Origin of the sequence: Cryobacterium sp. TMT4-31, from assembly GCF_004403385.1 — a bacterium.
Lineage (GTDB): Bacteria > Actinomycetota > Actinomycetes > Actinomycetales > Microbacteriaceae > Cryobacterium > Cryobacterium zongtaii.
This window is the reverse complement of the sequence record NZ_SOGI01000022.1, coordinates 1-22952: the sequence shown is the minus strand read 5'-3', so window position 1 is coordinate 22952 and position 22952 is coordinate 1. Positions and strand designations below refer to the sequence as shown.

Annotated in this window: 23 protein-coding genes; 14 read left to right on the top strand and 9 right to left on the bottom strand. The window is 66.3% G+C overall.

Annotation, left to right across the window (positions count from 1 at the left end; translation table 11 throughout):
* Positions 1 to 37: 37 nt before the first annotated feature.
* Positions 38 to 2131, bottom strand: coding sequence for a transketolase (gene tkt / locus E3T19_RS05095; RefSeq protein ID WP_088456240.1), 2094 nt, complete (start codon positions 2129 to 2131; stop codon positions 38 to 40).
* A gap of 294 nt (positions 2132 to 2425) precedes the next feature.
* Between tkt and E3T19_RS05090 the strand changes: the two genes are divergently transcribed.
* A complete protein-coding gene (locus tag E3T19_RS05090) occupies positions 2426 to 3349 on the top strand; it encodes a heme o synthase (RefSeq protein ID WP_088456239.1) in 924 nt (307 codons plus the stop codon).
* 149 nt (positions 3350 to 3498) lie between these two features.
* Here the strand turns inward: E3T19_RS05090 and E3T19_RS05085 are convergent, their stop codons facing one another.
* Positions 3499 to 4440: a heme A synthase gene (locus E3T19_RS05085; RefSeq protein ID WP_088456238.1), complete on the bottom strand. Its 942-nt coding sequence runs from the start codon at positions 4438 to 4440 to the stop codon at positions 3499 to 3501.
* 285 nt (positions 4441 to 4725) lie between these two features.
* Here E3T19_RS05085 and sufB point away from each other — a divergent pair, with 285 nt between their 5' ends.
* The 7 genes from sufB to E3T19_RS05050 all read left to right on the top strand — a co-directional run bounded on the left by sufB (position 4726) and on the right by E3T19_RS05050 (position 11424).
* Entirely contained in the window at positions 4726 to 6144 is a 1419-nt protein-coding gene (gene sufB, locus E3T19_RS05080; protein WP_088456237.1) for a Fe-S cluster assembly protein SufB, read from the top strand.
* Complete coding sequence (sufD, locus tag E3T19_RS05075; protein ID WP_134408247.1) at positions 6145 to 7371, top strand: Fe-S cluster assembly protein SufD; 1227 nt, start codon at positions 6145 to 6147, stop codon at positions 7369 to 7371. It begins immediately after the preceding gene.
* A gap of 2 nt (positions 7372 to 7373) precedes the next feature.
* Positions 7374 to 7700 carry a non-heme iron oxygenase ferredoxin subunit gene (locus tag E3T19_RS05070; protein WP_134408246.1) on the top strand — a complete coding sequence of 109 codons (327 nt, stop codon included), beginning with the start codon at positions 7374 to 7376 and terminating at the stop codon, positions 7698 to 7700.
* Positions 7701 to 7784: 84 nt separating this feature from the next.
* Positions 7785 to 8549 carry a Fe-S cluster assembly ATPase SufC gene (gene sufC / locus E3T19_RS05065; RefSeq protein ID WP_088456234.1) on the top strand — a complete coding sequence of 255 codons (765 nt, stop codon included), beginning with the start codon at positions 7785 to 7787 and terminating at the stop codon, positions 8547 to 8549.
* A 4-nt stretch (positions 8550 to 8553) separates the two neighbouring features.
* On the top strand, positions 8554 to 8883 hold the full coding sequence (locus tag E3T19_RS05060; protein WP_088456233.1) for a metal-sulfur cluster assembly factor: 330 nt from the start codon (positions 8554 to 8556) through the stop codon (positions 8881 to 8883).
* Positions 8884 to 9054: 171 nt separating this feature from the next.
* Positions 9055 to 9705, top strand: a complete 651-nt coding sequence (locus E3T19_RS05055) for a TetR/AcrR family transcriptional regulator (RefSeq protein WP_166788796.1) — start codon at positions 9055 to 9057, stop codon at positions 9703 to 9705.
* Positions 9706 to 9825: 120 nt separating this feature from the next.
* On the top strand, positions 9826 to 11424 hold the full coding sequence (locus tag E3T19_RS05050; protein WP_088456231.1) for an ABC-F family ATP-binding cassette domain-containing protein: 1599 nt from the start codon (positions 9826 to 9828) through the stop codon (positions 11422 to 11424).
* Positions 11425 to 11494: 70 nt separating this feature from the next.
* On the opposite strand, the gene E3T19_RS05045 is transcribed toward E3T19_RS05050, so the two are convergent.
* The 3 genes from E3T19_RS05045 to E3T19_RS05035 are packed head-to-tail and all read right to left on the bottom strand — an operon-like array spanning position 11495 to position 12929.
* On the bottom strand, positions 11495 to 12337 hold the full coding sequence (locus tag E3T19_RS05045) for an SURF1 family protein (RefSeq protein ID WP_103459809.1): 843 nt from the start codon (positions 12335 to 12337) through the stop codon (positions 11495 to 11497).
* The gene (locus tag E3T19_RS05040; protein ID WP_088456229.1) at positions 12334 to 12564 is read right to left on the bottom strand and encodes a hypothetical protein; all 231 of its coding nucleotides are present in this window, start codon (positions 12562 to 12564) and stop codon (positions 12334 to 12336) included. Before E3T19_RS05040 ends, E3T19_RS05045 begins: the two co-directional genes overlap by 4 nt.
* Positions 12561 to 12929 carry a DUF3099 domain-containing protein gene (locus E3T19_RS05035; RefSeq protein WP_241980026.1) on the bottom strand — a complete coding sequence of 123 codons (369 nt, stop codon included), beginning with the start codon at positions 12927 to 12929 and terminating at the stop codon, positions 12561 to 12563. Before E3T19_RS05035 ends, E3T19_RS05040 begins: the two co-directional genes overlap by 4 nt.
* A gap of 177 nt (positions 12930 to 13106) precedes the next feature.
* Here E3T19_RS05035 and fabG point away from each other — a divergent pair, with 177 nt between their 5' ends.
* Entirely contained in the window at positions 13107 to 13817 is a 711-nt protein-coding gene (fabG, locus tag E3T19_RS05030; RefSeq protein WP_088456228.1) for a 3-oxoacyl-ACP reductase FabG, read from the top strand.
* A 54-nt stretch (positions 13818 to 13871) separates the two neighbouring features.
* On the opposite strand, the gene serB is transcribed toward fabG, so the two are convergent.
* Both serB and E3T19_RS05020 read right to left on the bottom strand, forming a co-directional pair.
* Positions 13872 to 14516, bottom strand: coding sequence for a phosphoserine phosphatase SerB (gene serB, locus E3T19_RS05025; protein ID WP_198418768.1), 645 nt, complete (start codon positions 14514 to 14516; stop codon positions 13872 to 13874).
* Positions 14516 to 15760: a glucose-1-phosphate adenylyltransferase gene (locus E3T19_RS05020; protein ID WP_088456226.1), complete on the bottom strand. Its 1245-nt coding sequence runs from the start codon at positions 15758 to 15760 to the stop codon at positions 14516 to 14518. Before E3T19_RS05020 ends, serB begins: the two co-directional genes overlap by 1 nt.
* An 81-nt stretch (positions 15761 to 15841) precedes the next feature.
* Here E3T19_RS05020 and glgA point away from each other — a divergent pair, with 81 nt between their 5' ends.
* The 3 genes from glgA to E3T19_RS05005 all read left to right on the top strand — a co-directional run bounded on the left by glgA (position 15842) and on the right by E3T19_RS05005 (position 18231).
* The gene (gene glgA / locus E3T19_RS05015; protein ID WP_088456225.1) at positions 15842 to 17023 is read left to right on the top strand and encodes a glycogen synthase; all 1182 of its coding nucleotides are present in this window, start codon (positions 15842 to 15844) and stop codon (positions 17021 to 17023) included.
* A 40-nt stretch (positions 17024 to 17063) separates the two neighbouring features.
* Positions 17064 to 17846: an ABC transporter ATP-binding protein gene (locus E3T19_RS05010; protein ID WP_134408245.1), complete on the top strand. Its 783-nt coding sequence runs from the start codon at positions 17064 to 17066 to the stop codon at positions 17844 to 17846.
* Positions 17847 to 17979: 133 nt separating this feature from the next.
* Positions 17980 to 18231, top strand: a complete 252-nt coding sequence (locus E3T19_RS05005; protein ID WP_066595443.1) for a type B 50S ribosomal protein L31 — start codon at positions 17980 to 17982, stop codon at positions 18229 to 18231.
* A gap of 65 nt (positions 18232 to 18296) precedes the next feature.
* Here E3T19_RS05005 and treS read toward each other — a convergent pair whose 3' ends face one another.
* Complete coding sequence (gene treS / locus E3T19_RS05000; protein WP_103459805.1) at positions 18297 to 19994, bottom strand: maltose alpha-D-glucosyltransferase; 1698 nt, start codon at positions 19992 to 19994, stop codon at positions 18297 to 18299.
* 146 nt (positions 19995 to 20140) lie between these two features.
* Between treS and E3T19_RS04995 the strand changes: the two genes are divergently transcribed.
* Together E3T19_RS04995 and E3T19_RS04990 are read left to right on the top strand one after the other, a co-directional pair.
* Positions 20141 to 21070 (top strand): alpha/beta fold hydrolase, encoded by a 930-nt coding sequence (locus E3T19_RS04995; RefSeq protein WP_088456222.1) that lies wholly within the window; start codon positions 20141 to 20143, stop codon positions 21068 to 21070.
* Between the two features lie 20 nt (positions 21071 to 21090).
* Positions 21091 to 22176, top strand: coding sequence for a glycosyltransferase family 1 protein (locus tag E3T19_RS04990; RefSeq protein ID WP_134408262.1), 1086 nt, complete (start codon positions 21091 to 21093; stop codon positions 22174 to 22176).
* A 58-nt stretch (positions 22177 to 22234) separates the two neighbouring features.
* Here the strand turns inward: E3T19_RS04990 and E3T19_RS04985 are convergent, their stop codons facing one another.
* Entirely contained in the window at positions 22235 to 22804 is a 570-nt protein-coding gene (locus E3T19_RS04985) for a histidine phosphatase family protein (protein WP_241980024.1), read from the bottom strand.
* Between the last annotated feature and the right edge of the window lie 148 nt (positions 22805 to 22952).

Genomic DNA, 22952 nt, shown 5'->3' with positions numbered 1-22952 from the left:
CAAATCTCCTTGAATGCTGCGCTAATGGGTGTCGCGCTCAGAGCGCGGCGAGGGATTCTTTGGCGGCGGCGACGACGGCTTCGGTGGTGATGCCGAATTCGCGGAACAGGGTCTTGTAGTCGGCCGAGGCACCGAAGTGCTCGATCGAGACGCTGCGGCCGCGGTCACCGACGTACTTGTGCCAGGTCAACGCGATTCCGGCCTCAACCGAAACCCGGGCGGTGATCGCCTTGGGCAGAACGGATTCGCGGTATTCGGCGGACTGCTCCTCGAACCATTCCAGGCTCGGTACCGACACGACCCGTGCGTTGATGCCGTCAGCCTTCAGCGCTTCGCGGGCAGCGACGGCGAGCTGTACTTCGGAACCGGTGGCGATCAGGATGACATCGGGGGTGCCGTTCGGTGCTTCGGCGAGCACGTAAGCGCCCTTGGCGACGTTCTTGGCCGAGGCGAAGGTGTCGCCGGTTGCGTCACCGTCTCCGCGCTCGAACACCGGGATGTTCTGGCGGGTCAGGACGATGCCGGCCGGGCCGTTGCGACGCTCGAGGATCGTCTTCCAGGCCCAGGACACCTCGTTGGCGTCGCCGGGGCGCACCACGTCGAGTCCGGGGATGGCGCGAAGTGACGCGAGCTGTTCGATCGGCTGGTGGGTGGGGCCGTCCTCGCCGAGGGCGACGGAGTCGTGGGTCCAGACGAAGATCGACGGCGCCTTCATGAGTGCGGCCAGACGCACGGCGGGGCGCATGTAGTCGCTGAAGATCAGGAACGTGCCACCGAACGGGCGGGTGTTTCCGTGCAGCACGATGCCGTTGAGGATCGCGGCCATCGCGTGCTCACGGATGCCGAAGTGCAGGACGCGGCCGTACGGGTTGCCCGTCCACTCACCCGTGGAGTGCTCGCTCGGAATGAACGAGGCGGAGTTGCTGATGGTGGTGTTGTTCGACTCGGCGAGGTCGGCCGAGCCGCCCCACAGCTCGGGGATGACCGGGCCGAGTGCGTTGAGCACCTTGCCGGACGACGCGCGGGTGGAGACCTCGGTGCCGGCCTCGAAGACGGGCAGGGCCGCCTCGACACCGTCGGGCAGGTCGCCGGAGAGGATGCGGTCGAGCAGGATCTTGCGCTCCGGGTTCGCTGCGGCCCACGCGTCGAAGCGCACGGTCCACTCGGCGTGCTGCTCTGCACCACGGTCGAGGGCCTTGCGGGTGTGTGCGATGACCTCGTCGGACACCTCGAAGGTCTTCTCGGGGTCGAAGCCGAGGATTTCCTTCACGCCGGCGAGTTCCTCGGCGCCGAGGGCGGAGCCGTGGATCTTGCCGGTGTTCTGCTTCTTCGGGCTCGGCCAGCCGATGATGGTCTTGAGGATGATCAGCGACGGCTTGTCGGTGACGGCCTTGGCCGCCTCGATGGCGTCGTTGAGAGCGGCGACGTCTTCGACGTATTCGCCGGTCTTCTTCCAGTCCACCGTCTGCACGTGCCAGTGGTAGGCGTCGTAGCGGGCCGCGACATCCTCGGTGAAGGCGATGTTGGTGTCGTCTTCGATCGAGATCTGGTTGGAGTCGTAGATCGCGATGAGGTTGCCGAGCTGCTGGTGACCGGCGAGCGAGGACGCTTCGGCGGTGATGCCCTCCTGCAGGTCGCCGTCGCCGGCGATGACATAGACGAACTGGTCGAACGGGCTGGTGCCGGCCGCGGCCTCGGGGTCGAACAGGCCGCGTTCAAAACGCGAGGCGTAGGCGAAGCCCACAGCGGAGGCGAGCCCCTGGCCGAGCGGACCCGTGGTGATCTCGACGCCGTCGGTGTGGCCGTACTCGGGGTGGCCGGGGGTCTTGGAGCCCCAGGTGCGCAGGGCCTTGAGGTCGTCGAGCTCGAGGCCATAGCCGCCGAGGTACAACTGCACGTACTGGGTGAGTGAGCTGTGGCCGACCGAGAGGACGAACCGGTCGCGGCCGATCCACTCGTTGTCAGCGGGATCGCGACGCATGACCTTCTGGAACAGCAGGTACGCGGCCGGGGCGAGGCTCATGGCGGTACCCGGGTGGCCGTTCCCGACCTTTTCCACGGCGTCGGCCGCGAGGATGCGGGCGGTGTCAACTGCCCTGTTGTCGATGGAATCCCACTGCAATGCTGCCACGTGAACTGACCCTTCTGAATCCGTCAAGGCGGCACGCTCATTTTCCCGCGCCGCTGGAGAGTAATTGCCCGCCGACGTCGTTATCGGCATCGAGGTGCGCAAGAGAGTGCCCGTTTCAGGTGGCTCACGGATGCATGCACCTTAGATTGGCGAGCCATTCAAGTATACGGACCCCGGCTTGGTGACGTTGTTTCGCGAGCATTGCGGCGATGTCGCACTGAAGACCCGGGCGTGAGAGACGGCAGGATGATCTAGAATTGCGGCAATATGCGAAGCGCACGAGAAGCACCCGAGATGGCCGAGAACCCCCGCGAACACGGGGTGACGGATCGTAACGAACGGATCCGGAACACCATCCGTGCGTACATTTCGTTGACCAAGCCTCGCGTCGTCGAATTATTACTCGTCGTGACGGCCCCGACGATGATCCTGGCAACCGGGGGCATCCCGGACCTGTGGCTGGTGCTCGCCACCCTCATCGGCGGTGCGCTTAGCGCGGGCTCGGCCGGTGCGTTCAACTGTTACCTCGACCGTGACATCGACCGCCTGATGAACCGCACCAAGGGCCGTCCGCTGGTCACCGGCGAACTCACCGACCGGCAGGCCCTGGTGTTCGCCTGGGTGCTCGGCGGCATCTCGATCGCCTGGCTGGCCCTGTTCACCAACTGGGTCGCCGCGGCACTGTCGCTGGGCGCCATCCTGCTGTACGTGGTCTTCTACACGATGATCCTCAAGCGCCGCACCGCGCAGAACATCGTCTGGGGCGGCGTCGCCGGCTGCATGCCCGTGCTGATCGGCTGGGCCGCCGTGACCGGCGACCTGTCCTGGCCGCCGTTCATCCTGTTCATGATCATCTTCCTCTGGACACCGCCGCACTACTGGCCGCTGTCAATGAAGTACCGCGACGACTACCAGGCCGCCGGAGTGCCCATGCTGTCAGTGGTGCGCGGACGCGCGCAGGTTGGCCTGCAGGTCATCCTGTACGCCTGGGCCACCGTGGCGTGTTCGCTGCTGCTGGTGCCCATCGCCGGAATGGGACTGCTCTACACCCTGGTAGCGGTCGGTTCGGGTGCCTGGTTCATCTACGAGACCCACCGCCTCTACAACCTCGCCATCCGCCACGAGCACGTGTCGCCGATGCGGGTGTTCCACGGTTCGATCGCGTACCTCACCCTGGTCTTCGTCGCCGTGGGCGTCGACCCGCTGCTGCCCTTCTAAGCGGGCCCAGCTCCGAGCCGGGCCACGCGCTCTCTTGGGGCACGCCGGCCGCGAAAGCGGGGATGTGGCTGCTTCGAGCACGCCGAGGTGACCGTGTCACCGCTCTCGAGAGGGTCCTGGAGCGCAGGCGAGCGCGTGAGCGGCGCTGGTCAGCGAGCGAGGGACTCCGCGGGAGCCTTCGGCGCCGGGGGAGCGTCCGACACCACGGGCTGCTTGAGGTTCAGCACCACGGCGGTCATCGCCGACGCGAGCACGCAGGCCAGCACCATGTGGATGCCGACGAGGATGGCGGGCAGGCCGAGGTTCGCCTGGATCAGGCCGACGGCGGTCTGGGCGATCTCGACCGCCAGGAGCAGCACGACCCAGCGGCGCACCGGAAGGCGGCGGGTGACGGCCCAGACGACGAGGACGACGGTCAGGGCAACGGTGACGTAAGCGGGCCAGCTGTGCACGTGCTGCAGCAGCTCCGAGTCCAGGCCGTTGCGGGGCGCGTCGGCGTCGCCCGCGTGCGGCCCGGAGCCGGTGGTGAGGATGCCGACGGCAATGGTGACCGCCACGGCGAAGCTGGTGAGGTGCGTCACGATCAGGAATCCGAGCGGGATCACCCGCTCGCGCGGCCCCGGTGTGGTGTACAGCCTGTAGACGAATGCCGTGCAGAGGCCGACCAGGCCGACGGAGATCACGAAGTGCAACCCGACCACGTACGGGTTCAGCTGGGTGAGCACGCTGATTCCGCCGATGACGGCCTGGGCCGGGATGCCCAGACCGGCCAGCAGGGTGAGCCGGAACAGATCCGGGCGGCTGCGTCGCATCCTCAGCACGGCAACGAACGCGGCGATCGCCACGAGGCCGAGCAGAACACCCAGCAGTCGGTTGCCGAACTCGATCACACCGTGAATGCCCATCTCGGGCGTGTTCACGATCGAGTCGGCGGTGCACTTGGGCCAGGTGGGGCAGCCGAGGCCGGAGCTGGTGAGGCGGACGAGCCCACCGGTGCCGACCAGGAAGATCTGCGCGGCGAGGTACACCCAGCCGAGCACCCTCAGGCGACGGTCCACTTGGGTGGGCAACCACTCGATAATCCGGTTCACGGGTTCTGCTCCCTGCTGGTGCGCGCGTATGTGAATACGCCGGGTCGCACTACTAATACGATCACTAGCCTGTAGAATTAGGTGTTTCACGGGCTCCGTGTGCGCGACGTTCACTCGTCCAACGCCGCACGACCGGCCCTGTTCATCTTAGGTACGCAACATAGCCATCCACACAACTCACGCGCGGACCGCCGTGCACGTCCGACCAAACGGTCGGCCGATGCGCTCGGTACGGGAATGACCGGACTGATATCCGGGTTGATGTGGGTAGGAGAAGAGGTAAAGATGTCTGACGTATTGCTGAACCGACCCGAGCTTGACGGGCTGGGGGTTTACGAATTCGGCTGGTCCGATTCCGACGCTGCCGGCGCCTCCGCCCGCCGCGGTATCTCGCCCGAGGTTGTCACCGACATCTCGAACCTCAAGCAGGAACCGGCCTGGATGCTGGAACGCCGTCTGAAGGCCCTGGCCCTCTTCGAGCGCAAGCCCATGCCGACCTGGGGAGCAGACCTCTCCGAGATCGACTTCGACAACATCAAGTACTTCGTGCGGTCGACCGAGAAGCAGGCCCAGACGTGGGAAGACCTGCCCGACGACATCAAGAACACCTACGAGAAGCTCGGCATCCCCGAAGCCGAACGCATGCGCCTGGTCTCCGGCGTCGCCGCCCAGTACGAGTCCGAAGTGGTCTACCACCAGATCAACGAGGAACTCGAAGCCCAGGGCGTCATCTTCATGGACACCGACACCGCGCTCAAGGAACACCCGGAGTTCTTCGAGGAGTACTTCGGCAGTGTCATCCCGTCCGGTGACAACAAGTTCGCCGCGCTGAACACCTCCGTGTGGTCCGGCGGCTCCTTCGTCTACGTGCCGCCCGGCGTGCACGTTGAGATCCCGCTGCAGGCCTACTTCCGGATCAACACCGAGAACATGGGCCAGTTCGAGCGCACGCTGATCATTGCCGACGAGGGCAGCTACGTGCACTACATCGAAGGCTGCACCGCCCCGATCTACAAGTCGGACTCGCTGCACTCCGCCGTGGTGGAGATCATCGTCAAGAAGAACGCCCGCGTTCGCTACACGACGATCCAGAACTGGTCGAACAACGTCTACAACCTGGTCACCAAGCGCGCCACAGCCGCCGAGGGCGCCACCATGGAGTGGATCGACGGCAACATCGGCTCCAAGGTCACCATGAAGTACCCGTCGATCTACCTGATGGGGGAGCACGCCAAGGGCGAGACCCTGTCCGTCGCCTTCGCCGGACCCGGCCAGCACCAGGACGCCGGCGCCAAGATGATCCACATGGCCCCGTACACCCAGTCCTCGATCGTCTCCAAGTCGATCGCCCGCGGCGGCGGCCGCGCCGGATACCGCGGAGAGGTGCGCGTGGATGCCACGGCGCACCACTCCGCCAACACCGTGCGGTGCGATGCCCTCCTGGTCGACACCCAGTCCCGCTCGGACACCTACCCGGCCATCGATATCCGGGTCGACGACGTTCAGCTCGGCCACGAGGCCACGGTCTCGCGAGTCAGCGAAGAACAGCTTTTCTACCTGATGAGCCGCGGCATGCCCGAAGACGAAGCCATGGCCATGATCGTGCGCGGCTTCATCGAACCGATCGCCAGGGAGCTCCCGATGGAGTACGCCCTCGAACTCAACAAGCTCATTGAAATGGGCATGGAAGGATCCGTCGGCTAAATGTCCGCCGCCTCGACTTCAACAGCCCCCACGTCCTCACCTACCTCGTCAGAGGCTCTGCCCACCGCGGAACAGCACGGCATCAAGGAGCACTCGGACGGCCGCTTCGGCTTCATCCCCGTGCAGACCAGATCCGCCAGGTTCAAGAGCTTCGACGTCGCCGACTTCCCCGCCGTCACCGGCAGGGAAGCGGTCTGGAAGCTTTCTCCGGTCGCCAAGTTCACCGACCTGACCGGCGGGGTTCTGGACGGCTCGGCCTATGACATCGACACGGCGTCGCACGCCGACGTCGACGTCTCCTGGGTCGACCGCACGGATTCCCGCATCGGCACCGCCGGCGCGCCGGAAGAACGCGCCGCCGCCAACGCCTGGAGCACCTTCGAGAAGGCCCTGGCCATCACCGTCAGCGGCGAGGAAGCCAAGGAGATCACGCTCACCCGGGCGAACCTCGGCTCCGCGCCCCGTGCCGCGCACACCATCATCGAGGCCCGGCCGTTCAGCCAGGCCGTCGTGATCCTGCAGAACACCGGCGACGCCCGCATTTCCGAGAACGTCGAGATCATCGTGGGCGAATCCGCGAACCTCACGGTCGTCACCGTGCAGGAGTGGAACGCCGACGCCGTACAGCTGGCCAACCACTTCGCCACCATCGGCCGCGACGCCCGCCTCAAGCACGTCGTCGTCTCCCTCGGCGGCGGCATCGTGCGGGTCAACCCGTCGGTCCACCTCGCCGGTCAGGGCAGCGACACCGAGCTGTTCGGCCTCTACTTCGCCGACGCAGGCCAGCACCTCGAGCAGCAGGTGTACGTCAACCACGACGCACCGAACAGCCGCAGCCGGGTCACCTACAAGGGCGCCCTACAGGGCGCCGGCGCCCGAACCGTGTGGATCGGCGACGTGCTGATCGGCCGCACCGCGCCGGGCACCGACAGCTACGAGCAGAACCGCAACCTGGTCCTCACCGAAGGCACCAGGGCGGACTCCATCCCCAACCTGGAGATCGAGACCGGCGACATCCTCGGTGCCGGTCACGCCAGCGCGACGGGTCGCTTCGACGACGAGCAGCTCTTCTACCTGCAGTCCCGGGGCATCGGCGAAATCGAGGCACGACGCCTCGTCGTCCGCGGCTTCCTCAGCGAAATCGTGCAGCACATCGGATCGAAGCCGCTCGAGGAGCGCCTGCAGGGCGCCATCGAAGACGAGCTCCGCGGAACAGAAGGCAACTGAACATGGCGTCCACCAAGATTTGTGCACTCGACGAACTCGAACCCAACGAGGCCATCAAGGTTGAGATCGGCGGCGTGAACATCGCCGTCGTCCGTGACTCCCACGGCGCCGTCTTCGCCATCGGCGACACCTGCACCCACGGCGACATCTCGCTGTCGGAAGGTTTCGTCGAGGGCGACACCCTGGAATGCTGGGCGCACGGCTCGAAGTTCTCCCTGCAGACCGGGCGTCCCCGGACCCTGCCGGCCTACGAGCCCGTTCCCGTCTACAAGGTCGACCTGATCGACGGCGACGTCTTCATCGATCCTCTGGTCACCATCGCCGTTTGATGCGCCCCGCCGAATAGGCACAGCCGCACCCGGCCCCACACACTGAAGCCCGCACCACGCGGACAACGAAAGAGATACTGAAAAATGTCTGTTCTTGAGATCAAAGACCTGCACGTCAGCGTCGAGACCGACCAGGGCACCAAGCAGATCCTGCGCGGCGTCAACCTCACCATCAACGAGGGCGAGATCCACGCGATCATGGGACCGAACGGTTCCGGCAAGTCCACCCTGGCGTACACGATCGCCGGTCACCCGAAGTACCACGTCGACAGCGGGTCGATCCTGCTCGACGGCGCCGAGGTGCTCACCATGACGGTCGACGAACGCGCCCGCGCTGGCCTCTTCCTGGCCATGCAGTACCCCGTCGAGATTCCCGGCGTCACGGTGACCAACTTCCTCCGCACGGCCAAGACCGCCATCGACGGCGAGGCGCCGGCGATCCGCACCTGGATCAAGGATGTCCGCGAGTCGATGGCCAAGCTGCGCATGGACAAGAGCTTCGCCGAGCGCAACGTCAACGAGGGCTTCTCAGGCGGCGAGAAGAAGCGCAACGAGATCCTGCAGCTCGAACTGCTCAAGCCCAAGTTCGCCGTCCTCGACGAGACCGACTCGGGCCTCGACGTCGACGCCCTGAAGATCGTGTCGGAGGGCGTGAACCGCGCCAAGGAGAACACCGGCCTCGGTCTGCTCCTGATCACGCACTACACGCGCATCCTGCGGTACATCAAGCCTGATTTTGTGCACGTGTTCGTTGACGGACGGATCGCCGAGCAGGGTGGCCCGGAGCTTGCCGACCGTTTGGAAGACGAAGGCTACGATCGCTTCCTCGCCGAGACGCCCGTAGGCTAGAGCCATGGTTTCGACACTCACCCCGGCGCGCTTCGACGAGATCGAAGAGGCCCTCAAGGACGTCATGGACCCGGAACTCGGCATCAATGTCGTGGACCTCGGGCTCATCTACGACCTCGGTTGGGACGACGAGAATGATGCGCTCATCATCCACATGACTCTCACCTCGGCCGGTTGCCCGCTCACCGATGTGCTCGAGGAACAGACCGCAGAGGCGCTGGACGGCGTCGTGGAGCAGTTCCGTATCAACTGGGTGTGGATGCCGCCGTGGGGTCCGGAGAAGATCACCGACGACGGCCGCGACATGATGCGAGCCCTGGGCTTCGCGATCTGACCGACCTCAGCACCCGCACTACCAGTCCCGCGCCGGGACGGATGCCACCGCATCCGTAACCCGGCGCGGTTCGTGCGTTAACCAGCGTCGCCGCGCAATCCAGGGGGCTGGTGCGGCGCCGAATCGGTCTTTGGAACATCATGCCAAAGGATGGAGGGGTATTCTATTCTGATGGAAACCCCACGAACACGCAGCCAGATCCGCCGAGACCTTCAGACGGCGGGCACCCGGGGGGATATCGTCACGGCCGCGGCCGACCTGATGCGGGAACACGGCTATGCGGGCACGTCGATCGCTGCCATCGCCGAACGCGGTGGCGTGGCCGTCCAAACCATCTACAACACCATCGGCTCAAAGGTGGATGTGCTTGCCGCGGTTCTCGCCGCGGCCAATACCGCATCAAGAGCCGCCGGACGTTCCGTGGCCGAGCTCGCCGCCGGCATCAGCGGGGCCGCAACACCGGCCGCGGCCGTCGGGGCCTTGGCGGGCTGGATCGCGGCCGACAACGAACGGGCGGCGCCCCTCTACCGGGTGGTGAACGAGGCCGCCGGAACCGACCCTGAAATCCACGAACTCGAAGTCACCATGGCCGCCCGGAGTCTGCACGCCTACGCCGAAGCCGTCGGTGCCCTCCGCGCGCAGTTGGGCCTGCGGTCCGGCCTGAGCGACCACGAGGCGGCGACGTCGATCTGGGCCCTCGGTCACCCTCAGGTGTTTCACACCCTGGTTGTCGGGCTGGGCTGGTCGCGTGAAACCTACACGGCCTGGCTGCGATCCGCGCTGCCCGGAGTGCTGCCGAGCGGGCGGTTGCCGGCCCGGTAAACCCGCCTCGGCAGTATCGGTTCCGCCACTTCGGCTCAGAAACGGCGCGCGAGCAAATATACTGGTGAATTGGCCACGTTCGGCCGTCTCCCACGACTCCCCTCTGAATGGACTATTGCTGTGCTCAGTGTGCAAGATCTCGAAATCCGAGTTGGGGCGCGCGTCCTCATGGAGGACGTGAGCTTCCGGGTGTCCGCCGGCGACAAGATCGGCCTGGTCGGCCGGAACGGCGCAGGCAAGACCACGCTGACGAAGACCCTGGCGGGGGAGACCATGCCGACCAAGGGCAAGATCGAGCGGTCAGGTGAGATCGGGTACCTGCCGCAGGACCCCCGCTCCGGCGACCCGGACATGCTCGCGCGCACCCGCATCCTCGATGCCCGTGGGCTCGGCACCATCTCGCTCGGTCTCACCCAGGCCGGCATCGAGATGGGCTCGACCGACAGCAAGACCAGCGAACGGGCGATGAAGCGCTACGGCACCCTCACGGACGAGTTCAACGCGCTCGGCGGCTACGCGGCCGAGGCCGAAGCGGCGTCGATCGCCAGCAACCTGAACCTGCCCGACCGGATCCTCGACCAGCCACTGCGCACCCTCTCCGGTGGCCAGCGCCGTCGTATCGAACTGGCCCGCATCCTCTTCTCCGCTGCCGAGACCATGATCCTCGACGAGCCCACTAACCACCTGGACGCCGATTCAGTGGTGTGGCTGCGCGAGTTCGTGAAGAACTACCGTGGCGGCTGCATCATCATCAGCCACGACATCGAACTCGTCGGCGACACCGTCAACCGGGTCTTCTACCTCGATGCCAACCGCATGGTCATCGACATCTACAACATGAACTGGAAGAACTACCAGCGCCAGCGCGTCGCCGACGCCGACCGTCGTAAAAAGGAACGCGCCAACGCCGAAAAGAAGGCGTCGACCCTGCAGCTGCAGGCCGCCAAGTTCGGCGCCAAGGCCAGCAAGGCCGCCGCCGCCCACCAAATGGTTGCCCGCGCCGAGAAGCTGCTCTCCGGCCTTGACGCCGTGCGCGCAGTCGACCGGGTCGCCAAGCTGCGCTTCCCCGAGCCTGCCCCGTGCGGTCGTACCCCGCTGATGGCTACCGACCTCTCGAAGAGCTACGGCTCGCTGGAGATCTTCGCGGCCGTCGACCTCGCCATCGACCGTGGTTCCAAAGTTGTCATCCTGGGCCTCAACGGTGCCGGCAAGACGACCCTGCTCCGGATGCTCGCCGGTGTGGACAAGCCCGACACCGGCGAAATCGTGCCAGGTCACGGGCTGCGGATCGGTTACTTCGCCCAGGAACACGAGACCATCGACGTGAAGCGCAGCGTGCTTCAGAACATGATCTCCTCCTCCCCGAACATCACCGAGATGGAAGCCCGGCGGGTGCTCGGTTCGTTCCTGTTCACCGGCGACGACTCGCACAAGCCTGCCGGGGTTCTCTCCGGTGGAGAGAAGACCCGTCTGGCCCTGGCCATGATCGTGGTCTCCGGCGCCAACGTGCTGCTGCTCGACGAACCCACCAACAACCTGGACCCGGCCAGCCGTGAAGAGATCCTGGATGCCCTGGCGCACTTCACCGGCGCTGTGGTGTTGGTCAGCCACGATGAGGGTGCTGTTGAGGCGCTGAACCCCGAGCGGGTGCTCATCATGCCCGACGGCACGGAGGACCACTGGAACAAGGACTACCTGGACCTGATCACGCTGGCCTGATGCAGCACAAGAAAACCCGCCGTCCCTCACGGGGCGGCGGGTTTTTTCGTTTCCCGGCGAGCTGACCAGGCTAAGGGCGCTGATCGATCAGCTCGTCCTCGATCTCGGCATCGCTGCGCGGCCTGGCCGCCTGGCGACGGGCACGCTCAGCGGCCCGGTCCTGCTCCTCCGGGACGTCGGCGTTGACGGTGCGATACTCCTGCCGGGCGGCCCAGCCGAGACCGATGAAGGCCATCAGGGCGAATACGAACCACTGGAAGGCGTAGGAGAGGTGCGGGCCCTCATCGCGGACCGGGCGAGTGACGGCCGTCGGCCGGTCGGCTGGAGCCGGGTCCTCCGATTTCATCAGGCCGTACGCGCCGGTGTAGGTCTCGGTGCCGAGGCGGTCGGCGATCTCGGTCAAGTTAATCGTGGCGATCTGGTTTCCGCTGGCGCTGCGCCCCGCCAATGACGGCTCGCCCTGCTTGAGGCGGGCGATCACGGTGACCTCACCGGAGGGGGCCTGGGGCACGGCGTCCGGTGCGTTCTGGTTTTCGCCGGTGGGAATCCAGCCGCGGTTGACGATGAAGACATCGCCGTTGGTCAGGAGCAGGGGAGTGAGCACCTCGAATCCCGGGTTGATGTTCAGCGGCCGGTTGCGCACGAGGAGTTCCTCGTCGGTGAGATAGGTTCCGGTCAGTGTGACGGGCAACCACTTCTGGGATTCCTCGAAGGAGTCCAGCGTGGGCAGGGCCTCGGTGATGGGCACCCCCTCGGCGTCGAAGTTCGCATCCACCCGGCTGATCTCGGCCTGCGCCTCCGCACGGCGGGCGAGCTGCCAGGTGCCCAGTCCCGAACACACGACGGCGAACACGATCGTGAGCGCGAGGTAGCCGGCCCATTGCCTGGAGAGCAGGAATCGCCAGCCGTTCACGCCGGTTCCGCTTCATCGAGAGTGAGAGCGCTCACCCGGAGCGGGAAATCGCGGGTCAAGAGAAAGTCTCGCAGGAACTCGAGGTGCTCGTCGCAGGCCAGCCAGGTCTTGACCCGGTCCTCCGCGTGGATGCGGGGATTGCGCCAGTCCAGGCGCCAGAGCGCGGTGTCCCGGCAGCCGGCGCGGGAACAACTGGTCGTTTCCGGTGCTGCGCCGAATCCAATCACCGGGGGTCCTTGCTGTCGTGTGGAGCGCTGTCGTCTGCGCTGCTGTCGTCTGTGCTGCTGTCGTCTGTGCTGCTGTCATCCGGACCAGTCGCGCCGGGGCGGGGGAGCACGGCCACCGCGCCGGGACGCAGCACGGTCTGGGACCGTTGGTCGCCATGCACGTTCGCGGCGATGACCGCGAAGTACGGCAGCAGGATGGCCCCGAGCGCGCAGACCACCAACCACCAGCCCTGCACGAAGAGCATCATCACGATACACACCATGCGGATACCCATGGTCACGGTGTACCGGATCATGCGGCGTCGCCGCTCCTCCTCCGGCGACAGAGGGAGCGTCGTAATCGACTGCTGCTGCTGCTTCATCATGCCCATCGCTCAACTGACGGTGACGATCTCAACCGTCCGGGGTCCCATTACGCCTGTCTGCGCGCTGATTCAAGACTACGTCCACTGTCCGTTCCCCGGGTCCGATCACGGGACGCTCTAAGCTAAATGAATCTGTGCCCGCCGATCGGCGGGCGTTCCCACTGAAAGGACCGCGCCATGGCGACCGCACGAACAGTTCTGGTAACGGGAGGCAACCGCGGCATCGGCTACGCCATCGCCGAGGAATTCCTCGCCAAGGGCCACAGGGTCGCCATCACCGCCCGCTCGGGCGAAGGCCCGGCCGGAAGTCTCACCGTGCGTGCAGACGTCACCGACTACGCCTCCATCGACGCCGCCTTCACCGAAATCGAGGCCGCCTACGGCCCCGTGGAGGTCGTCGTGGCCAACGCCGGAATCACCAAGGACACCCTGCTGATGCGTATGTCGGAGGAGGACTTCACCTCGGTCATCGACACCAACCTCAGCGGAGCGTTCCGGGTGGTGAAGCGGGCCTCGAAGGGCATGCTCAAGGCGAGGTTCGGCCGGATCGTGCTGATTTCCAGCGTCGTGGGCCTCTACGGTTCCGCCGGACAGGTCAACTACTCGTCGTCCAAGAGCGGCCTGGTCGGCCTGGCCCGGTCCGTCACCCGCGAACTCGGTGCCCGCGGCATCACCGCGAACGTCGTCGCCCCCGGTTTCATCGAGACCGATATGACGGCCGCACTGCCCGAGGCACAGCAGGCCGAGTACAAGCGCAACATCCCGGCCGGCAGGTTCGCGTCCCCGAGCGAGGTCGCCCGGGTGGTCAGTTGGATCGCCGGCGACGACGCGGCGTACATCTCCGGCGCCGTGATCCCCGTCGACGGTGGACTGGGCATGGGCCACTAGGCCGTAGCCGCGGACCACAGACGACTGGACCGACCCGGGCAACCCCGGGTCGGGTCAGCCGCGCAGACCCAGCAGCGGCAGTATCTGGCTGAGGTCGGCGGTGTCGATGACCAGGTCAGCCGAGCGGCGGACCACGGGTTTGGCGTTGAAAGCGACTCCCAGGCCGGCCACCCGCATCATGGTGAGATCGTTGGCACCGTCCCCGACGGCGACGGTCCCGCACAGGTCGATGCCGTCCAGGGCCGCCCATTCGGTGAGCGCGTGCGCCTTGGCCGTGGCATCGATGATCGGACCGATCAGACCGCCGGTCAACCGGCCGTCCCGCACCTCGAGACGGTTGGCCCGCCAGTGGTCGAGGCCCAGGGTCTCGGCCAGCGGGTCCAGCAGTTCGTGGAAGCCGCCCGAGACGACCCCGACCCGGCTACCGCCGGCGTGTATACCGTCGATGAGCGCGTGCACCCCGGTGGTGGGGCGAATGAGTGCGCCCACCTCGGCGAAGACATCGGTCGACAGGCCGGCCAGGGTGGTCACCCGCTGCCGCAGGCTCGCCGCGAAATCAAGCTCGCCGCGCATGGCGCGGTCGGTCACCTCGGCCACCAGGGCGAGGGAACCGGCCGCGTCGGCGAGAAGCTCGATGACTTCGTTCTCGATGAGGGTCGAATCGGCATCAAGGACGACCAGGAATCGGGCTGCAGGGATCACGGGTGGACGTGCACGCCCTTGCCGACCACGGTGATCCCGGATTCGGTGACGCTGAAGCCCCGCGCGAGGTCACGGTCCCGGTCGACGCCGATGGCGGCGCCCTCCGCAACGATGACGTCCTTGTCGAGGATGGCGCGGTGCACGACGGCGCCCGGACGAATCTGCACCCTGTCGAACACGATCGAGTCCACCACGTGGGCGCCGGAGTCGATGACGGCCCACGGGCCGACGACGCTGCGTTCCAGGTGCGCGCCGGAGATGACGCAGCCCAGCGACACTATGGAGTCGATGGCGGTACCGAGGGAGCCCTTGCTGTCGCGCACGAACTTGGCCGGCGGAGAGTTCAGCTGCTGGCTGAAGATCGGCCAGCTCTGGTTGTACAGGTTGAACACCGGCAGGGCGGAGATCAGGTCCTGGTGGGCCTCGAAGAACGAGTCGATGGTGCCCACGTCGCGCCAGTAATAGCGGTCGCGGTCGGTCGACCCCGGCACGTCGTTGCGCTGCAGGTCGTATACACCGGCCTCACCACGTGAGACGAAGTCGGGAACGATGTCGCCACCCATGTCATGGCTGGAATCGGTGCGTTCGCCGTCGCGGCGCACGGCCTCGATCAGGGCATCGGCGTTGAAGACGTAGTTGCCCATCGAGGCGAAGACCTCGTGCGGCGCGTCGGCGAGCCCGACGGCGTCCTTGGGCTTCTCCAGGAAGTCCTTGATCCGGTCCGGGGTGGCGGCATCCACTTCGATGACGCCGAACTGGTCGGCCAGGCCGATCGGCTGGCGGATGGCGGCGACGGTCGCCTGCGCACCGGACGCGATGTGCGCCTCGATCATCTGTGAGAAGTCCATCCGGTAGACGTGGTCGGCACCGACCACGACGACGATGTCAGGCTTCTCATCGTGGATGAGGTTCAGGCTCTGCAGGATGGCGTCGGCCGAGCCGCTGAACCAGCGCTTACCGAGCCGCTGCTGGGCCGGGACCGAGGCGATGTAGGAGTTGAACAGGCCCCCGGACACGTGCCAGGTCTGCGAGACGTGGCGGTCGAGGCTGTGCGACTTGTACTGGGTGAGCACGACGATCTGGGTGACACCGGAGTTGATCAGGTTCGACAGCGCGAAGTCGATCAGACGGTAATGCCCTCCAAACGGTACAGCTGGCTTAGCGCGGTCTTCGGTCAACGGCATCAGCCGTTTCCCCTCGCCGCCTGCGAGAACGATTCCAAAGATCTTCTTGGCCTTCATACCTTCACAGTAGGGCCATACGGGGGGAACGACCAGCGTGTGGGGGTGTGTCCGTCGTTCAGCCTGCGCTAGTTTTACTGCATGCGCGTCGATCTGCTTACCAAGGAATACCCGCCCGAGATCTACGGAGGAGCCGGCGTCCACGTCGCCGAGCTGGTCAAGGCCCTCCGTACCGACATCGATGTCACCGTACGGTGTTTCGGTGCCCAGCGGGCCGAAGCCGACACCGTCGCCTACGGCGTCCCGGCCGAACTCGCCGACGCCAATGCCACGCTGACCACGCTCGGCGTGGACCTGCAGATGGCCCAGGACGTGCAGGGCGCCGATGTGGTGCACTCGCACACCTGGTACGCCAACGGTGCCGGCCACATCGCCAAACTGCTGCACGGCGTGCCCCACGTCGTCACGGCGCACAGCCTCGAACCGCTGCGCCCGTGGAAGGCCGAGCAGCTCGGCGGCGGCTACCGCGTGTCGAGCTGGATCGAGAAGACCGCCTTCGAGGCGGCGGATGCCGTCATCGCTGTCAGCGGCGGAATGCGCGCCGACATCCTCCGCAGCTACCCGGCGCTGGATGAGTCGCGGGTGCACGTTGTCTACAACGGCATCGACCTCGACCGGTGGAAGCCGACCACCGACGATGACGTCGTTCGCGCCCTGGGGATCGATCCCGACCGGCCTTCCGTCGTGTTCGTCGGCCGGATCACCCGCCAGAAGGGTCTGCCGTACCTGTTGCGTGCGGCCGCCCTGCTGCCGCCGGAGGTGCAGCTCGTGCTGTGTGCCGGCGCCCCCGACACCCCCGGCATCCTCGCCGAGGTGACCGAGCTGGTCGAGGCTCTGCAACGCGAACGTTCCGGTGTGGTGTGGATCGACAGGCTGCTTCCGCAGCACGAACTGTCGGCCGTGCTCACCGCCGGAACCGTTTTCGTCTGCCCGTCGGTGTACGAGCCGCTGGGCATCGTCAACCTTGAAGCCATGGCCTGCGGTCTGCCCGTCGTCGGCACCGCAACCGGCGGCATCCCCGAGGTCGTGGCGGATGGCGTGACGGGACGTCTGGTACCGATCAACCAGCTCACCGACGGCACCGGCACCCCGACCGACCCTGACATCTTCGTGTCCGATCTGGCCCGGACCCTCACCGAGGTGTTGGCCGACCCCGCCCTGGCGGCGCAGATGGGCCGCGCCGGCCGAGTGCGTGCTGAGGAAATGTTCAGTTGGGGTCAGATCGCCGCGAGCACTCGGGAGATTTACGCCGCGCTGCTCTAGCGTGACCGGGGGCCCGGGCGGCGCCCGATAACATGGCTGTATGGTCAACGTTCTTCACTTCACCGGAGTTTCCGTCGTCCGGGGTGGCACAACCATCCTGGACTCAGTGGATTGGAGCGTCGACGGCGATCAGCGCTGGGTGATCCTGGGCCCCAACGGTGCCGGTAAGACCACCACGCTGCAGATCGCGGCCGCGCTCATCCATCCCTCCCAGGGAACGGCCGAGGTCCTCGAAGAGCCGCTCGGCGGTAGCGACCTGTTCGAACTGCGTCCGCGGATCGGCTTCGCGTCCACCGCCATGGCCCGCCGGGTGCCCGCCGGTGAGACCGTTCTGAACGTGGTGATGACCGCCGCATACTCGGTCACCGGCCGCTGGAACGAGGAATACGAGGAGATCGACGAGCGTCACGCCCAGCGCGTCCTCGGCGAATGGAAGCTGGATCACCTCGCCGACCGTAAGTTCGGCACCCTCAGCGACGGCGAGCAGAAGCGGGTGCAGATCGCCAGGTCCATCATGACCGACCCGGAGATCCTGCTTCTGGACGAACCGGCCGCCAGCCTCGACCTCGGTGCCAGGGAAGAACTGCTGCGCCTGCTCAGCGGATACGCGAGCGAGCCCAACTCCCCGGCCATCATCATGGTCACCCACCACGTGGAGGAAATCCCGCGTGGATTCACCCACGTGCTGCTGCTCGCCGGCGGCAAGGTCGTCAGCGCGGGCCCCCTGGCCGAGGCGCTGACCTCCGACACTCTCACCGAGGCGTTCGGTCTCCCGATCGAACTCACCGAGACCGACGGACGCTACTCGGCACGCGCAATCTGAGCTTTCCAGCGTCTGGCCACTCCCGGCCTCAAGATTCTGCTAAACTCGGTAGCTGGTCCTCGTGACCGATACACTTTTCTGCCGCAACCGGCGAGCCAGATCCCACCCATCGAAACGCAACAAGGAAGTCTCCATGAAGTCTGACATTCACCCCACATACGCTCCCGTGGTCTTCCGCGACCTCGCGTCGGGTGCGACGTTCCTTACCCGTTCGACGGTCTCCAGCTCGAAGACCATCGAGTGGGAAGACGGCACCACGTACCCGGTCATCGACGTGGAAATCTCCTCCGAGTCGCACCCGTTCTACACGGGCAAGCAGCGCATCATGGACTCCGCCGGACGCGTGGAGAAGTTCAACTCGCGCTACAAGGGCTTCGGCAAGTAACCACGCCGCATTACGCCTGAAGGGCGACCTGCTGAGGCAGGTCGCCCTTTTTTTGCGCCCTCCGGTCAGCCGCAGTGCAACCAGTAAAAGCTCTGCGCACCCAGGGTGAGGGTGAGCCCGCCCTCCTCGTCGAAGGAGGGGAACACGGCCCCGCCGAAGATGTCGTAGAGCCGGGTGCCCGCCAGGTCGGGTTCCTGGATCCGGAACGCGACGGGGTTGTGCGCGAAACTGAACACGCAGAGCAGGGTCTCCGGCTGGTCGCCGAAGCTCGACCCCGAACCGGCGTACACCCTGGTGAAGGCCAGGATGGACTCGTGATCGGTGGACAGCACGGTGAGCGACCCCAACCCGAACGCTGGATGGTTGGTGCGTACGTGGATGACGTTGCGGATCCAGTGCAGCAGCGAACCGGACTGCGCGAGGTGGGATTCGACGTTGGTCTGGCCGAAGTTGTAGACCAGTGACTGCACAACCGGCAGGTACAACTTGCCGGGGTCCGCCGCCGAGAACCCGCCGTTGCGGTCCGGTGTCCACTGCATCGGCGTGCGGGAGCTGTCCCGGTCGGGCAGCCAGATGTTGTCGCCCATCCCGATCTCATCGCCGTAGTACAAAAACGGGCTCCCCGGCAGGGAGAACAGCAGGGCGTGGGCCAGTTCGAGTTCCGAGCGGCTGTTGTCCAGCAGCGGTGCCAGGCGACGGCGGATACCGATATTGGCGCGCATGCGTGGGTCGTAGGCGTACCAGCCGTACATCGCCTGCCGGTACTGCTCGCTGACCATCTCCAGGGTGAGTTCGTCGTGGTTGCGCAGGAATACCGCCCAGCCGGCGCCCTCGGGGATGTCGGTCGTTTCGGAGAGCACCCGCACGAGCTCATCGGCGCGCTGGGAGCGCAGCGAATAGAAGATCCTGGGCATCACCGGGAAGTCGAAGGCCATGTGGCACTCCGGCTCATCCTCGGTACCGAAGAAGGCGGCCACCTCCCGCGGCCACTGGTTGGCTTCGGCGATCATGATGCGCCCCGGATAGTCCCGGTCCACAATGGCCCGCAGCCGTCTGATGAACTCGTGCGTCAGCGGCTCGCCCTCGCCGTTACCCTCGTCCGACTCGTACAGATAGGGGATCGCGTCCAACCTGAACCCGTCAACGCCCAGGTCCAGCCAGTACCGGACCACGCCGAGGATTGCGTCGTGCACGGCCGGGTTGTCGTAGTTCAGGTCGGGCTGGTGGGAGAAGAACCTGTGGAAGTAGAACTGGCGCCGGACGGAGTCGAAAGCCCAGTTCGAGTCCTCGGTGTCCGTGAAGATGATCCGGATGTCCGGGTACTTGCCGTCGTCGTCGCTCCACACATAGAAGTCACCGAACTCTCCGTCGGGCTGCTGCCTGGATTGTTGGAACCACGGGTGCTGGTCGGAGGTGTGGTTGAGCGGCAGGTCGATGACGATGCGCATGTTGCGCTCGTGCGCCTTCGTGACGAGTTCCTTGAACTCGTCGAGGGTGCCGAACTCAGGCAGGATCGTGCGGTAGTCGGCCACGTCGTAGCCGCCGTCACGCAGCGGGGACGTGAAGAACGGTGGGATCCACAGCGCGTCGATACCCAGCCACTGCAGGTAGTCCAGCTTCGATATCAGCCCGGACAGGTCCCCGGTGCCATCCGCGTTGCTGTCGAGGAATGACCGGACCATCACCTCATAGAACACCGCGCGACGGTACCACCTTGGATCGAGGGTCAACCCGGGCAGCTGGATGGGTGCGGTGAAGCTCACGGCGTTCCTTCCGTCCCTGACGCGGCCGTGGCCGGGGGCGGCCACCACCCGACGCGGATGTGGATGGTGCAGATACGACCGATTCTAGGTCGATCGGTGCAACTTCGGTCGGGCCACTCGCTCGCCGCCAGCCTAAACTGGGAGCGATGATCGTTCCTTCGCCCTACGCCGACCTGCTCACCCTCATGGACGCGCGCGCCCACACCCTCGCCGTGCTGGGCAGCGACACCCGCTACTGGGAGTACGGAGACCCCAGAAGCCCGACGACAATCGTGATGGTGCACGGGTTCCGCGGCGACCACCACGGCCTTGAAGCCGTCGTCGCCCAGCTCCAGGGTCTGCGCATCATCTCGCCGGACCTACCCGGTTTCGGCGAATCGGCGGCATTCGACACGGCACCGCACTCCATCGACTCCTATGCCGCCTGGCTGGCCGAGTTCCTGCGCCTCCTGGCGCTGCCCGGCCGGGTCGTGGTCCTCGGCCACTCGTTCGGGTCGATCGTCGTCGCCGCGGCCGCCGCGGCACCGGGCGGCCTGCCCGCCCAGGAACTGGTACTGGTCAACCCGATCGCCGCCCCCGCCCTGTCCGGGCCCCGGGGCATCCTGACCCGGCTTGCCGTCTTCTACTACTGGCTGGCGTCCAAGCTTCCCGAACGGCTCGGGTTCGCGCTCCTGCGCAACCGGGTGATCGTGCGGGTGATGAGCATCACCATGGCCAAAACCCGGAGTCGGCAACGGCGACGCTGGATTCACAACCAGCACGACAGGTACTTCTCCGCTTTCGCGGACCGGACGGTGGTGCTGGAGGCGTTCACGGCATCCGTCAGCCACGACGTCAGCGAATACGCCGCCGCCATCGATACCCACACCCTGCTGATCGCCGCCGAGAAGGATGACATCACCCCGGTGCCCGCCCAGGTTCGGCTGCGCGCCCAGTTCCCGGATGCCCGGCTGCACGTCCTGCCCGGGGTAGGCCACCTCATCCACTACGAGGTTCCGGAGGACGCGGCGCAAGCCCTGCGTGCCTTCCTCGATCCGGTCAGCCCGGCCGGCGCACCCGAAGCAGCCGCGTCGTGACGGCCTCGGCCTCTGGCCCCCTGCGGATAGTCTTCGACTGCCGCTACACCCGGATCGACCGGCACGACGGCATCAGCCGGTACACCGCCGGTCTGGTCACCGAACTGGGCCGACTGCATCCGGTGACGATGCTGATCAGCGACCACCGGCAGCTGGCAATGTTGCCGGCGCTGCCGTGGCAACTCGTGCGTTCGCCCACCAGCCTGCTGGAACCGCTGGTGGCCCTGACCGTGAACAGGCTGGCCCCCGACATCGTGTTCAGCCCGATGCAGACAATGGGTTCGTGGGGCAGGCGCTACAAGCTGGTGCTGACCGTGCACGACCTGATCTATTACCGCAATCGCACCCCGCCGCGAGACTTCTCCATCGGTATCCGCCTGCTCTGGCGGCTGTACCACCTGTCCTGGGTGCCCCAACGGATGCTGCTGAACCGGTCCGACGGCGTCGTGACGGTGTCGGAAACCACCGGCGCGCTGATCAACCGCCACCGGCTCACCCGCCGGCCGGTCTCCGTGGTGCCCAACGCGGCCGATTCCGTCGCCGCGGCGTCGGCGCCGAGTGAGCGATCCGGACCGGAGACCACACGCCTGATCTACATGGGTTCGTTCATGCCATACAAGAACGTGGACACCCTGGTGCGAGCAGCCGCGGCCCTGCCCGGGTATGAGCTGCACCTGCTCAGCCGCGTCGGTGACGCCGAACGCGCCCGGCTGACCGCCCTCGCCCCTCAGGCGACGTTGGTCTTCCACAACGGAGTCAGTGACGAGGAATACGTCTCCCTGCTGTCCAGCGCCACGGCCCTGGTGACGACGTCCCTCGACGAGGGCTTCGGCATCCCCCTGGTCGAGGCGATGAGCCTGGGCATTCCGGTGCTGGTGAGCGATATCCCCATCTTCCGGGAGATCGGCGGCGATGCGGCCGGCTATGTCCCGCCGCTGGACCCGGATGCGCTGGCGGCCGCGGTGCGCGGACTCGAGGCGCCGGGGGAGTGGCTGAGCCGTTCACGGCTCTCCGTGATTCAGGCCGGGCGTTTCACCTGGGCCGAGTCCGCCGAACGGCTGCTCCGGGTGCTGCAGAGCACCCAGGCGGCCTCCCGCCGACGCTGACCGCGGTTTACGGCGCGGTACAGCGCGGTCTCTCAGCGCGGTCTGCCAGCGCGGTCTCTCAGCGCGCCGAAACGACGTCCTCCAGCTGGAGCCGGCCGCTCTCCCACCGGAACTCGTGAATCGAACCGTTCGGGATGAGCTCACCCGCGGCCGGCCTGGTGCCGTCCGTGGCGTAGCGGAGAAGCGTGCCGATCACACCGCCATGGCAGACCACGACCATCTCCCGCCCAGCGTAGGTCAGGGCGATGTCTTCCAACGCCGGCAGCACCCGGTCGAGCACGGCCTGGCGGGTTTCGAGTCCCGGCACCGAGGAACCGTCCGGGAACCGCGCCTGGCGTTGGGCAAAGGTCAGCCCCTCGATCTGGCCGTGGTGACGCTCGGTCAGCTCGGGAACAACGAGCGGCGCCGGGAGGTCCAGCTCACCGGCGATGATCCTGGCGCTTTCGTGCGCACGCAGCAGAGGACTGGTCACGACCGCGTCCCAGTGGCGACGGCTCAGTCGCAGACCGGTTTCCGCCGCCTGAGCCCGGCCCGTGGAATTCAGCGGGATGTCGGTGCTGCCCTGAATCCGTCTTTCGAGATTCCAGTCGGTCTGGCCGTGCCTGACAATCGCGAACTTGGTGATCACAACGCTGCCTTCTGCTGGACGGGTGCTGCTCGGCGGCTGGCCGGCTAGATGTACTGCCCAGGGACGTTGGTTGATGTGTGACGTCTTGAAATGACGAAGACCTCCGGTGGAGGGTGGAGCTGTCTAGTTCCCCAACCCGTCCGGAGGT

Bases quoted from the DNA above. Each gene is read 5' to 3' on its own strand.
- E3T19_RS05090 (WP_088456239.1), top strand. From the start codon at position 2,426: ATGGCCGAGAACCCCCGCGAACACGGGGTGACGGATCGTAACGAACGG.
- sufB (WP_088456237.1), top strand. From the start codon at position 4,726: ATGTCTGACGTATTGCTGAACCGACCCGAGCTTGACGGGCTGGGGGTT.
- sufD (WP_134408247.1), top strand. From the start codon at position 6,145: ATGTCCGCCGCCTCGACTTCAACAGCCCCCACGTCCTCACCTACCTCG.
- E3T19_RS05070 (WP_134408246.1), top strand. From the start codon at position 7,374: ATGGCGTCCACCAAGATTTGTGCACTCGACGAACTCGAACCCAACGAG.
- sufC (WP_088456234.1), top strand. From the start codon at position 7,785: ATGTCTGTTCTTGAGATCAAAGACCTGCACGTCAGCGTCGAGACCGAC.
- E3T19_RS05060 (WP_088456233.1), top strand. From the start codon at position 8,554: ATGGTTTCGACACTCACCCCGGCGCGCTTCGACGAGATCGAAGAGGCC.
- E3T19_RS05055 (WP_166788796.1), top strand. From the start codon at position 9,055: ATGGAAACCCCACGAACACGCAGCCAGATCCGCCGAGACCTTCAGACG.
- E3T19_RS05035 (WP_241980026.1), bottom strand. From the start codon at position 12,929: ATGATGAAGCAGCAGCAGCAGTCGATTACGACGCTCCCTCTGTCGCCG.
- fabG (WP_088456228.1), top strand. From the start codon at position 13,107: ATGGCGACCGCACGAACAGTTCTGGTAACGGGAGGCAACCGCGGCATC.
- E3T19_RS05020 (WP_088456226.1), bottom strand. From the start codon at position 15,760: ATGAAGGCCAAGAAGATCTTTGGAATCGTTCTCGCAGGCGGCGAGGGG.
- glgA (WP_088456225.1), top strand. From the start codon at position 15,842: ATGCGCGTCGATCTGCTTACCAAGGAATACCCGCCCGAGATCTACGGA.
- E3T19_RS05010 (WP_134408245.1), top strand. From the start codon at position 17,064: ATGGTCAACGTTCTTCACTTCACCGGAGTTTCCGTCGTCCGGGGTGGC.
- E3T19_RS05005 (WP_066595443.1), top strand. From the start codon at position 17,980: ATGAAGTCTGACATTCACCCCACATACGCTCCCGTGGTCTTCCGCGAC.
- E3T19_RS04995 (WP_088456222.1), top strand. From the start codon at position 20,141: ATGATCGTTCCTTCGCCCTACGCCGACCTGCTCACCCTCATGGACGCG.